A 12,767-nucleotide genomic window follows, 5' to 3' on the forward strand; every position below is an offset into this window, starting at 1 on the left:
TATTTTTCAAACTAATTGATCTCTAATAAAAACAAAAAAAGAGAACCTTCTCAGATTCTCCTTTGCCTAACTCTATGGTATTACTTGTCGCTGTAGCGTACGCCAGCTGTTGCGTAATGGTTTTTGGACATTTCTTCGATAATAATGGATACATTTTCTACTGGTGCGTTGACTGTTTTGGATACGGCTTGTGTCACTTCTTCTACTAGCGCGCGCTTTTGTTCGTCAGTGCGGCCCTCGATCATTTTGATTGTAACGATTGGCATATTGTCGCCTCCTACGTAAAATATAGTGTATAGTAATAATAATATCGTATTTGGAGGTATTTACAATGGCAAACGATGAAAAATCAAAACCAAAAATGGGCTTTACCATTATAAAAAATGATCCGACAGACGGACATAAGGGCTTTGGAATTGGCTCGCTTTCATTAGAAAATGTGTCGCCAGTTATTATTGATGTGGCAGAGGGTACGGCGATTGTGGATGTCGGCGCAATGCATGCCAAAAGTGATGTAGAGCGTGGAATTAAATTTACGACAAACCGCGAAGATTCAGCGGGTGGTAAAGATTACTGGCTTGTGTGGGTAACGATTGATCATAAAGAATCGGGCGCTTACTTTGCAGGGGTAACAGCTTGTGAGATGGTTGTAAATCGTGAAAAACGTCGTGGGTACAAAATTTTAGCAGATCATGTCAATAAGATGGATAAATCAATGAAACGTAAAATTATTGTCGAGCATATGGACGAGCCTTCAAAAAAAATATTAGCAGACTTCCTCAAAAATCATGATGAAGCAATGTGGCTTAATAGCGATGAGCAATTGCGCAATCATTTGAAGTAATTGCTACAAGACGGAAATAGAATTTATGCAGTCAATGACTTTTTTAGGGAAATGAATCCATTCGGTGAACAATATGTGACATTTCGGGCACAACGAAAATCCGTGGTTGAAACTGCTTCCAAAAGAAAGTAAACTGAATTTAAAGCTTGCAAAATAGTAGGCTAGGACACGCGGGAAATGAATAGTGATGAGGGTTATGCGGCATTTGTAATTTCCCAAGTCGAATGCCCCATGATTCTCATTCTTTCATTGACCCCAATAGAAAAGCTCTTTCGTTTTACGGACTAGAACCGGAGACGAAAGAGCTTTTTTATTTTTGATCCTTTAAAGCTAGGGCTTAAACGATGCTAAGAAAAATGGGTACTAACTGGGGATTCACACATATTTCCACCCGCCCGTACTAGAATGAACCACTACCACAAATGACTAAATTAAAGGAGATGATTTATTCCCAAAAACTTCTGAACGCCTCCATAGGGGATTCTAAAAAATCATCCCATGAATTCGAATCGAAGAAATCAAATGTTGTACAGGTTTCTGTTGGTATATCCTTTGTTTTAAAATAAACGACCCGTTGATTTTTACAGGCATTGCTTGCAAGCTTGCCACTTTCAATATCTACGGTTACAGGTGCAACACCCTTTGGAATATCAAATGCTTCATTTGACTTGCCATCTAATGCGGCTTCCATGAAATCAATCCATACTTGTTTAGAGGCAGCCATATCTGCTTTTACCGATAAGGTTTTGCCTTGATCGTAGCCATTCCATACACCTGCAGTTAAGCTTGGTGTAAAGCCAATCATCCATTGATCTGAATTGGTTGTACCTGATTTTGCGGCATACGTATGTGTCATACGTGAGCGCAGGGAAAGCCCGGTTGCAGGCGAGTAATCACTGAAAATCGGGTCAAACATACCAGTCATCATATGCGTTAAAACGGATGCATCTTCTTTTGAAATGACTTGCTCTTTCTCAGGCGCTTTATATTCGTAAACGACTTTACCCTTTGCATCGGTAATTGAAAGGACCGTTGTTGCATTGCGCTTTTCGCCACCAGCGGCAATGATATTATAAGCATTTGTTAAATCATAAAGTGAGTTTTCCATTGTACCAAGCGCGACCGCTGGATTATCCTTGTCGGAATAGGCTAAGCCAAAACGTTTTTGCATGTCGCGGAATGAGCGATAGCCGATATCCTCTAATGTTTTAACGGCATAGACATTATCAGAAATTGCGAGTGCCTGAGCCATGGACAATTCGTGCTCGGCATATTGTTTATTAATATTTTGTGGTGTGTAGGTAGCACGTCCACTATCATACGTAAAGGTTGTTTCACTTACATCTAAAAACGACATCGGATTATAACCCTGCTCAAAAGCCGCTGCGTACAAGATAGGCTTGATCGCAGAACCGGGCTGACGATTGCCGAGTGCGACGCGATTGAACGAACTCGAGCTATAATCACGACCACCGACAAGAGCCGTTACGAATCCAGTATCGGCATCCATACTTACAAAGCCGACTTGTAGGTCACTGTTCGGCATATTTTTTTCGATTGATTTTTCAGCTGCGCGTTGGTGTGCTTGGTTCAATGTTGTTTGAATCGTCCAGCCACCTTCACTAATATTTAAGTTTTTCTCTGCTAAAATATCACTAGCCTCTTCCCAGACGACATCTAAAAAGTAAGGGGCAATGGATTTTGTTGCAATCCATTCGTCACTTTTTAAGGCGACTTGTTCTTTTTGAGCATGTGATTTTTCTTCGTCTGTGATTTTCCCTTGCTCATTCATTAAACGTAAAATGACCTGCTGCCGATTCGTCGCCTTCTCTAAATTATTGAGCGGCGAATAATACGTTGGCCCCTTTGGCACACCGGCAAGCATGGACGCTTCAGATAAAGTTAAATCCTTTGCCGATTTACCGAAAAAGTAACGGCTTGCGGCCTCGGCACCATACATACCATGTCCGTAATAGACAGTATTTAAATAGCCCTCTAAAATTTCCTCCTTCGAATAAAAGAGCTCTAAACGATAGGCATAAAGCGCTTCGTTAATTTTACGCGTCCATGTTTTTTCATGCGATAAATAAAGATTACGCGCGTATTGCTGTGTTAATGTACTAGCGCCTTGAACCTTGTCACCAGCTTTTAAATCTGCTAAAACAGCACCAGCAATACGTGAATAGTCGAAGCCACGATGTTGTAAAAAGTCCTTATCTTCTACAGCGATTGTTGCATCTATTAAATAGGGAGAAATATCCTCATAGGCTGTCCAATAGCGGCGCTCCTCGGTGAAATAATCCCCGATTTGGTTGTTATCGCTATCTAAAAAGATGGATGCTTTGGGCACGGTAAGCGGTGGCGCACCAGCGACCTGTGCATATATACGTAATGAAAGGAAGATGACAGCGAAAAAGCATAGCAAGGCGATCGCAACAAGACCAATTCGTTTACCAAATCTTCTACGATTTTTTTGTTTTTGATATTGCTGTCTTTTCAAATTTTTCCACCTCATTTATTGTTAAAATACGTGCATGCTAAAAGCAGTAAAGATTTATGAAAAATCATATAAAGTCTATTGCACTTTTAGTGAAAACAACTATACTTTTTCGTAGCACTCTGCAAAAAAAGTGTCGAATGATGTCGGTTGCACTTAATTATACGAAAATAGCGAACTAAAGTTTCATATGCTAAATTTAGTATGAGCAAATACAAGGAAACATATGCAAACTTTATCTATAAAAATTTGCAAACGGCAGCTTCACTACGAGAGAAGGTTTGGTGAGTATACATGAGATTTGACGAAACTTATGCGGGAAATATGTTTATTAAAAGCAATCAAAATTACGAGGACTGTCAGGCAGTGCTTTACGGCATGCCAATGGATTGGACAGTGAGCTATCGTCCGGGGCAGCGTTTTGGCCCAGCGCGAATTCGTGAAGTATCGATTGGATTAGAGGAATATAGCTTCTATTTAGATCGTGAATTAGGAGACGTTCCATTTTTTGATGCGGGCGATATTCCGTTACCATTCGGAAATGCAGAAAAATCATTAGCTGAAATTAAAACATTTGTCCGAAAAGTATTAGCAGATGGCAAGGTGCCCGTTGGAATGGGTGGCGAGCATTTAGTATCATTGCCTGTTATGGAGGCTGTTTACGAAAAGTATCCAAACTTAGCGATTATTCATTTTGATGCTCATACCGATTTACGTACGGATTATGAGGGAGAAGAGTATTCACACGCAACGCCAATCCGTAAAATTGCCGATACTATTGGACCGAACAATGTGTATTCATTTGGCATTCGCTCTGGCTTGAAAGAGGAACTACAGTGGGCAAAGGAAAATGGCATGCATATTTCCTTATTTGAAGTATTCGAGCCGTTAAAGGCAGTGCTTCCTTCATTAAAGGGTCGCCCGGTTTATGTAACGATTGATATCGATGTGTTAGACCCCGCACATGCACCAGGTACCGGTACTGTGGATGCGGGCGGAATTACACCAAAAGAGCTGCTAGCATCCATTCATGAAATTGCGCGTTCAGAGGTAAATGTTGTAGGCTGCGATTTAGTAGAAGTCGCACCGGTGTATGACCATTCTGAAATAACAGCCAATACAGCTGCTAAATTAATTCGTGAAATGATTCTTGGCTGGGTGAAATAGTAGGGGAGCCTACTAGATTATTTGGATAAAGATAAAAATAAAGCCTTCCTCAACATGCTAGGAGTTAGCGGAGATGTTGAAGAAGGCTTGTTTAATTATTGGTTATAAATCGTTCCAAACTTTGTCGTATAGTACACATTGTAATCACTTTCGTTTGAGTAACCAACACCATAGCCGATTACTTTAAAGCGTTCGTTTAATAAATTATTTCGATGCCCTAAAGAATTGATGAGCCCCGTATGAGAAGAAAAGATGGAGCTATAGCCTGCCGAAATATTTTCTCCCCACGAATAAAAATCGACGCCAGTTGCCAATTTATCGATACGATCTCCGGGTGATAGGCCTTCTGGTGTATGATGATCAAAGTAATTACGCTTTGCCATATCCTCACTATGTCCTTTTGCCGCCATGGTTAAAATTGAATTTGTTGCTAAAGCAGAGACACCATTTTTCGCTCGGAATTCATTGGCTAAATCTGCATAAAGCTGTGCTATATTTTCCGTTTCCTTTGATGTATGAAGTTTCGTTGCTTTTGCTACGATATCCTTGTAGTTAGCATTGTTGTACCAATACGATACAGCACGAACCTCATTATTTTTATGCTTATCAATATGTGGCTCTACTTGAAAATGAGTAGGTGCTAAGGGAACAGCTGTTGGAGATGGCTTGCCAATTTGATAGCCGAACAAATCGGCACCAGGTATGGAGTTGTAGCCACCGATGACTGTATCGTCATAAGTTATTACGACTTCATAATTGGCGATGGGTTCCTCGTTGTGCATAACATGATAAACAATATTATCGCCCATTTCATAGCTACGTAATACACGGTCCTGTTCTTTAAATATTGGTGGCTCTGCTAAAAAACGTACCGAATCTGCCAGTGATGCTAAATTCATTTGCGACGCACGATATAAAAACGCCACAGCCTGTCCGCGCGTTAATGTGTTGTGAGAACCGTAAATGCTTGTTACATTCTTTCCTGACATTTGTCCTGTGGAAAGCTTCGTATCGAGCATATATTGGGCACCGTTTTTATAATGAATCGACAAATCATCGTATGCTTCATAATTGGGTACATTTCCCGCTGCATAGGCAAGTAGTACCGACACATCGCCACGCGTAATATTCCCATAAGTCGCAGCAGTATTGAATATTAATCCATAATTAGCTAACACCTTATAAAAATCCTCGTATGTATTTGCTTGGTTTTTCTTGAAATCATAGGTGTTTGTATACATTTTCACAAAATGATTAAATGTGACCTTATTATTTGGCTTGAATGTATTGTCAGGGTAGCCAGATACAATATTTTCGGCAACCGCCCATTTTACGGCCTCTTCATAGTATGCTCCATTTGGCACATCCGAAAAAGCATGACTAACTTTTGTTGGCACAACGATTAGCGTAACTACTAATAAAAGCATTCCAACGTATTTTAACATGAATGGATCCTCCTTTTGTTATATTTTTACATATAGTCAAGTGTAGTGGAAATGTGTAGGAGTTACAAGTGTAAAAAATGATAGGATTACGCGTCTCGTTTTGGGGAAGCAATTTATATAAGAGCTAGTTCTCATCCCAACGTATCCACTTTTGACTCGATAAAACAATAAAAACGCAGGACGATGCTTACCGATCGTCATGCGTTTTATTGTACTTATTTTTCAACTGATTATCGTGATAAATCCAGATGGATGGCTGTTTTTTAGCGAAATCTAACGCACGATATGCCGCGTTTAATAGCAAAGGCAATTGTGCATAATTGTTTGAAGAACTAATGCCAATATTGGCTGTGATTTGAAGGGTAGGGTCCTGCGTAAATACAATTTTCTTTATGGCCTCATTGATCTGATTTGCCTGCATAATGGCTTCTGCAGGTGCCAAGTTTAAAAGGATGATATAAAATTCATCGCTATCAATACGCCCGATATGACTTTCTGAAGGTAGCTGCTGTTCAATCGTTTTCGCTATTTTGGCAAAAATGGCATCCCCTACTTCATAACTATATTGATGGTTAACCGTACTAAATTTTCGTAAATCCAAATGCAGCAATTCAAATGGAATCTTTGCTTGCATAAGCCATTTAAGACGCTGTTCTATTGCGACATGATTCGGTAGCTGTGTTAACAAATCCATTTGCTTCAATTCGTATATTTGCCTAATTTGCTTATGTCGATGATCGAGCTGAATCAAAATAATACGAAGTAAATAAAAGGCAAGCGAAGAAAATAGCAAATAGATAACTGTGTAGTACAGACTCTGTAATGTAATACCAAAATAAATAAGTAAAAGCAAACAATGCTCAAATGTAATAGCAAAAAAGTAATAGGCAATATTACGATAAGTCATCGGATATTTATGAGCGGCATACGCCATTGCGAGTGTTATAACAAGTAAATTAATCATCATAATAAATGCTATTGTGGAAGTATAAAATATGGCAGAGCGGCTAATAAAAATCAAAATACTAGAAATAAAAATCGAAACTGGCCCACCAAGTAAACCGCTAAAAAGAACAAAAATATTGCGATTGTGAATAAAAATACCATTACCAAAAGGAGCCGTGACGACGGTCAAAATAAATGCCGCAACCCCAAACGCAAGCCCAACGAGCACCGATTTATATTTTTGAATAAACGGCACATCTTCGTAATGGATAAATGACCAATAGATTAACGTAGTGAAGCAAAACAAAATTGAAAAATTAATAATAAATTCTAAAAGCATATTAATACCTCTTAAGTAGATAGTGGTATCCTCTATTCTAAGTGACACGTAAAAAAATAGGAAGAAATTCAATTTGCGTGTGTGCAAATAACTACAAAGATTTATGTTTCTATCTTGCTTAAAGTGAAAGATGTAGCCTATAATAAGAAGGTTATAGAAATACAAGTATAGGGGCTGACTGCTGTGGCGAACGAGAATGGGAAAACAGTCAAAATTAAGCTAGTTTCCTCGATCATTCCAACCGAGGGCGAGCTTGAACAATATGAAATGTGGCTAGAGGGTAGCTGTATTGAAAAGGGCGAAAGTTACTATTTACGCTATGAGGAAGTTCAGGAAGAATTACACATTCAAACAACGATTAAATTAAACGACAACCGCGGTTTTATCAATCGAAGTGGCGGCGTCATGATGCGCTTACCACTCATTCCTGGCATGCGTGAAAACGGTCATTATGAAAGTCCATTTGGCTCTTTACCAATCATTACAGATACGCATCAGTTAGCAATTGACGTACAAAAAAATGAACAAGTATCAGGGCGTTTTCATACGCAATATGATCTTATTATAGGCGGCAATTCAGTTGGCCGTTACACATTAGATATTCAATTTACGGAGGTACAGTGATGAACGCAGTAGAACAATTACAGCAATCGATTAAAGCGGCACTTGCAGCAGCAATCGAAAAAGCCGGCCTAGTAGAAGCAGGCACAGAAGTAAACATTCACTTAGAAACACCAAAAGATAAGGCAAACGGTGACTACGCAACAAACGTCGCGATGCAATTAACAAAATTAGCGAAAAAGCCACCTCGTGCCATCGCAGAAAGCATTTTAGAAAACTTAGAAACAGCGGATACCGAGATTGAGAAAATCGACATCGCGGGTCCAGGTTTCATGAACATTACCGTGCGTAAAGACTTTTTAGCGAGTGTTGTAAAAGCAGCATTCGAGCAAGGGGCAAACTACGGTCGTTCAAATGCAGGAAATGCTGAAAAGGTACAAGTAGAGTTCGTTTCAGCGAACCCAACTGGTGACTTACATTTAGGACATGCGCGTGGTGCATCTGTAGGGGATTCATTATGTAATGTAATGGACTTTGCAGGCTACGCAGTATCACGTGAGTACTATATTAACGATGCGGGTAACCAAATTAACAATTTAGCGTATTCTTTAGAGGCTCGTTACAAACAAGCACTAGGGATGGACGCTGACATGCCAGAAGATGGCTATCATGGCTCAGACATTATCGAAATCGCAGGCAAACTAGCTGAAGAATTCGGTGCAGCCATTTTGGAAAAATCAGAGGAAGAGCGCTTCAAATTCTTCCGTCAGCACGGCTTACAATTAGAATTAGCCAAATTACAAAACGATTTGAAAAACTTCCGCGTAGAATTTGACGTTTGGTATTCAGAAACTTCATTATACGAAAACGGTAAAATCGATGTGGCGTTAAACAAATTACGTGAAAACGGTCATGTCTTTGAAGAAGAAGGCGCGACTTGGTTCCGTTCGACAACATTTGGTGACGACAAAGACCGCGTATTAATCAAAAACGATGGCTCATTCACTTATTTAACACCAGATATCGCTTATCACGAGGACAAATTACAACGTGGCTTCAATAAATTAATCAATATTTGGGGAGCAGACCACCACGGTTATATCCCACGTATGAAAGCAGCGATTGAAGCACTTGGCTATGACCGCGGTACATTAGAAGTGGACATTATCCAAATGGTACAGCTTTATAAAAATGGTGAAAAATTCAAAATGTCAAAACGTACAGGTAACGCGGTGACGATGCGTGAATTAGTAGAAGAAGTAGGCTTAGATGCGGTACGTTATTTCTTCGTAAAAACAGCGGGCGACTCTCATATGGACTTCGATTTAGATTTAGCCGTTTCACAATCAAACGAAAACCCAGTGTATTACGCACAATATGCACATGCACGTATTTCTTCCATCTTACGTTCAGCGGCGGAGCAAGGTTATGCGGCAACACTTGAAAACTTAAATCTGTTAACGGCTGAAAAAGAAGAGGATGTACTGAAAAAAGTAGGCGCATTCCCACAAATCGTGGCGGACGCAGCGAAACACCGTACACCACACCGTATTGCGAACTACATTCAGGAATTAGCGGCTGCATTCCACAGCTTCTACAATGCTGAAAAAGTATTAAACCAAGACAACAAGGAGCTAACAGAAGCTCGTCTTGCATTAATTACAGCAGTTAAAACAACTTTAGCGAACGCATTAAAATTAATTGGCGTAAGCGCTCCAGAAAAAATGTAATCACTAATTGTAATCCCCCTATTTGTTGCATGATGCAGCGAATAGGGGGATTTTTTTGCGTTCTAAGAAATAAAAGTGGTGTCATTGAAATTGTGGATCTTGTTGGGTGTTCGCAAATATATGTGAAAAACGCTAATATCTCGGCGATTTCGCAAATAAGTTCTGAATATCGCAAATAAAATCCAAAAGTCGCAAATATCCCCTACGCACGTCCCACGTCCCTGAGAGTAAAAGCATATGCTAATAATACGAATAATTCCTATAAAAAAACTTAGAATTAGCTATTGACTTCTAAATATTCAGAAAGTATGATTAATTCCAATAAGAAAACTTAGTTATTAACTAGGGATTGGATGGTGCTGTATGAGTAAGCAATTATTTATTAAAACAGATGAGCAGCGTCAATGGCTCGCAAAATTAGCAACGGTAGAACAAAGCTTTAAAGATCGAGCACAGCAAATTGATGAGGATTCGGTTTTTCCGTTTGAAAATTTCAAGAAGCTTCGTGAAATCGGCTATACAAAAATAACATTGCCAAAGGAATTTGGAGGGGAAGGGCTTTCTGTTTACGATGCGATACTTCTACATGAAACACTTTCAAGCTATTGTGGTAGCACCGGCTTAGCGGCTTCCTGGTCGATTCAAAATATTGGTGAAATCTTTGAAAATCGTTATTGGCAGTCTGATACACTGACATCGTTTGGAGAGCAAGTGAAAAATGGAGCCACTGTGAACCGTGCAGTAAGTGAATTTGCAATGGGAAGCCCAGTACGTGGTGGAAAACCAGCAACTTCCGCCAAGCATGACGGAGAAGACTATGTGATTAATGGCCGCAAAAATTATACGAGTGGTGCGCCGGATTTAGATTATTTTTTAGTTTCGGCTTGGATAGAGGACGACAATCAGCTTGGCTTTTTCTTAATTCCAAAAACAGCACAAGGCGTTACCGTCGAAAATACATGGGATGTTGCATCGATGCGCGGTACAGGGAGTGATGATTTAGTCTTACAAAATGTACGTGTCGCATCCTCTTCTTTAGTTGAAATCCCTAGTTATTCTACAGGTTTTAAATTGAATGGCTGGCTGCTCTTAATTCCAGCAACCTATTTAGGTATTGCACAGGCTGCGCGGGATTATGCTGTGAAATTTGCGACAGAGCACTCGCCAAACAGTATTCAAGGAACAATTGCCGAGTTACCAAATGTGCAAACCCTGATCGGAGAAATGGATTTAGCGTTAACGAATGCGCGCTTTACGCTTTACGGTGTAGCAGCGCTTTATGAGGACCCAGCGAAAAAATCAGAAATTATTAATGAAGTCAATATCGCAAAGCATGTGGTGACAAATATTGCAATCGAAGTTGTAGACAAGGCAATGCGCTTAGTAGGAGCAAAAAGCCTACAGCGCGCCAATCCATTACAGCGCTATTACCGAGATGTACGTGCAGGGTTGCATAATCCACCAATGGATGACTTGACGATTAAGCGCTTGGCAGAAACGGCAATTCAAAATCAATTAAAAGAGAAAGAGGTATCTGTATGAAATTCAAACAAATCGTAAAATTAACTTCCATTAGTATCGTTGCTGCAGCTTTGTTAACAGCTTGCGGTGATGAGCCACAATCAGGATCGGCTTCATCAAAAGAAGAAGGAAAGGATGGCGTAACGGTTGTCAAAGTGGCATATGACCAAGCAAGTAAGCCAATGACTTATTTAGACGAAAACGGCAACCCAACAGGTTATGACGTTGAAGTAATGAAATTAGTAGACGAAGCGTTACCACAATATGAGTTCGATTATGTAGGAACAACAAGTGATGACTTACTCATTGGAGTAGAGCAAGGGAAATATCATGCGGGGGTCAAAAATGCGTTCTGGACAGAGGAGCGCACACAGAAGTACATTTTCCCGAAAGAGTTTTTAGGCTTAAGTAGCGCTGGCTTAGTGCTGAAAAAAGAAAATGCCCATATTAAAAACTTAAGTGATTTTGCCAAGGCTGGTTACACATTAGCACCAATCGCCGCAAATAATGCGCAATATACGGTCATTGCCGAATACAATGAAGCCAATCCAGATAACCCAGTAAAGCTACAAGCGGGTGAGGAGTTTACAGTCGATGTCGTGCAATGGGTAAATGAAGGCCGTGTGGATGGTGGTGTCCAAATTGAAGGGGCATTCAACGGGCAAGTATTAACTGAGGGCGGCCCTTACTATAATTTAAAAGATGAAGTGGTATATAACGAATTTGCAGTTATTAAAACATGGCCGCTATTTAATAAAAAGCAGCAGGAATTTGCCGATGCCTACGATCAAGCCATCGCTGAAATTAAAAAGACTGATGCGCTCCAACAGCTCAGCAAAGAATTTTATGGCAAAGATTTATTTGAAGTGTTAGATTCGGTCAATCGCTAAAATGCCGGAGCTGCTTAAGGAGGTTGCTTAAGTAGCTTTTTTCATACAGCTCTTGTAGCGGGCGTTTTTGAAAGTGATGAAGCGAATCGATGAAGGTGGGGAAGCAATTGGAAAAATACTTTGATATGTCGTATATTTGGGCGGCCTTACCCGATTTATTGCCCTATTTATGGGTGACCTTATATATCGTGGCCTTTTCGGTGATAGGTGGCTCTCTATTCGGCTTCGTGCTCGCTGCGGCGAAGTTAAGCAATAACCAATTATTACGCGCTTTAGCAAATGCGTATACAACCGTTATGCGCTGTACACCGGCAATTGTTTTATTGTTTTTAGTGTACTACGGCATTCCTGCTTTTGCAGAAGGGGTATTCGGCATTTATTTGCAGGATGTATCCACTGGGGTATTTGTTGTTGTGACCTTTAGTCTGCAATTTGCGGCGATGATGTCAGAAGTCATTCGCTCTTCCTATTTAGCGATTGATAAAGGGCAATTTGAAGCAGCGGTCAGTGTTGGCTTAACACCGTTTCAAGCCTATCGCCGCATTATTTTCCCGCAAGCATTGGTCGTGGCACTGCCAAACTTCGGCAATGGGCTCATTTCGGTATTACAGGAAGGCGCACTTGCGTATACAATTGGCTTTATTGACATTGTTGGCAAGGCAAATTTAATTATTGCGAATAATTATGGTACGCATACATTAGAAATTTATATCGCATTAGCGGTCATTTATTGGGTGTTATCGATTTCCATCGAGAAACTCTTCGCAGTGCTTGAAAAGATGCTTAGTAAAGGAAAGCAAACGATAAAAACAACGTAGGAGGTACGC

11 protein-coding genes are annotated in these 12,767 nt (G+C 40.2%); 7 read left to right on the forward strand and 4 right to left on the reverse strand.

Features of this window, described 5'->3' with window-relative positions; all coding sequences use genetic code 11:
- Nucleotides 1–80: 80 nt before the first annotated feature.
- Nucleotides 81–266 carry a 2-hydroxymuconate tautomerase gene (locus MKX47_RS02450; RefSeq protein ID WP_340770726.1) on the reverse strand — a complete coding sequence of 62 codons (186 nt, stop codon included), beginning with the start codon at nt 264–266 and terminating at the stop codon, nt 81–83.
- Between the two features lie 65 nt (nt 267–331).
- Here MKX47_RS02450 and MKX47_RS02455 point away from each other — a divergent pair, with 65 nt between their 5' ends.
- Nucleotides 332–844, forward strand: coding sequence for a YwhD family protein (locus MKX47_RS02455; protein WP_340770728.1), 513 nt, complete (start codon nt 332–334; stop codon nt 842–844).
- A gap of 445 nt (nt 845–1,289) precedes the next feature.
- On the opposite strand, the gene MKX47_RS02460 is transcribed toward MKX47_RS02455, so the two are convergent.
- Complete coding sequence (locus MKX47_RS02460; RefSeq protein ID WP_340770730.1) at nt 1,290–3,344, reverse strand: transglycosylase domain-containing protein; 2,055 nt, start codon at nt 3,342–3,344, stop codon at nt 1,290–1,292.
- Between the two features lie 291 nt (nt 3,345–3,635).
- On the opposite strand from MKX47_RS02460, the gene speB reads away from it, so the two are divergent.
- Nucleotides 3,636–4,508, forward strand: coding sequence for an agmatinase (gene speB / locus MKX47_RS02465; RefSeq protein WP_340770731.1), 873 nt, complete (start codon nt 3,636–3,638; stop codon nt 4,506–4,508).
- Nucleotides 4,509–4,603: 95 nt separating this feature from the next.
- Here the strand turns inward: speB and MKX47_RS02470 are convergent, their stop codons facing one another.
- The gene (locus MKX47_RS02470) at nt 4,604–5,953 is read right to left on the reverse strand and encodes a CAP and S-layer homology domain-containing protein (protein ID WP_340770734.1); all 1,350 of its coding nucleotides are present in this window, start codon (nt 5,951–5,953) and stop codon (nt 4,604–4,606) included.
- Between the two features lie 187 nt (nt 5,954–6,140).
- Nucleotides 6,141–7,238, reverse strand: coding sequence for a GGDEF domain-containing protein (locus MKX47_RS02475; RefSeq protein ID WP_340770735.1), 1,098 nt, complete (start codon nt 7,236–7,238; stop codon nt 6,141–6,143).
- Between the two features lie 183 nt (nt 7,239–7,421).
- On the opposite strand from MKX47_RS02475, the gene MKX47_RS02480 reads away from it, so the two are divergent.
- From MKX47_RS02480 to MKX47_RS02500, 5 genes are all read left to right on the forward strand, one after another.
- Nucleotides 7,422–7,862 (forward strand): DUF1934 domain-containing protein, encoded by a 441-nt coding sequence (locus tag MKX47_RS02480; RefSeq protein WP_340770737.1) that lies wholly within the window; start codon nt 7,422–7,424, stop codon nt 7,860–7,862.
- On the forward strand, nt 7,862–9,529 hold the full coding sequence (gene argS, locus MKX47_RS02485) for an arginine--tRNA ligase (RefSeq protein WP_340770739.1): 1,668 nt from the start codon (nt 7,862–7,864) through the stop codon (nt 9,527–9,529). Before MKX47_RS02480 ends, argS begins: the two co-directional genes overlap by 1 nt.
- A gap of 363 nt (nt 9,530–9,892) precedes the next feature.
- The gene (locus MKX47_RS02490) at nt 9,893–11,071 is read left to right on the forward strand and encodes an acyl-CoA dehydrogenase family protein (RefSeq protein ID WP_340770741.1); all 1,179 of its coding nucleotides are present in this window, start codon (nt 9,893–9,895) and stop codon (nt 11,069–11,071) included.
- A complete protein-coding gene (locus MKX47_RS02495) occupies nt 11,068–11,940 on the forward strand; it encodes a transporter substrate-binding domain-containing protein (RefSeq protein WP_340770745.1) in 873 nt (290 codons plus the stop codon). Before MKX47_RS02490 ends, MKX47_RS02495 begins: the two co-directional genes overlap by 4 nt.
- 107 nt (nt 11,941–12,047) lie before the next feature.
- Nucleotides 12,048–12,758: an amino acid ABC transporter permease gene (locus tag MKX47_RS02500; protein WP_340770747.1), complete on the forward strand. Its 711-nt coding sequence runs from the start codon at nt 12,048–12,050 to the stop codon at nt 12,756–12,758.
- The last annotated feature ends 9 nt before the right edge of the window (nt 12,759–12,767 follow it).

This window comes from Solibacillus sp. FSL R7-0668 (assembly GCF_038006205.1).
Lineage (GTDB): Bacteria > Bacillota > Bacilli > Bacillales_A > Planococcaceae > Solibacillus.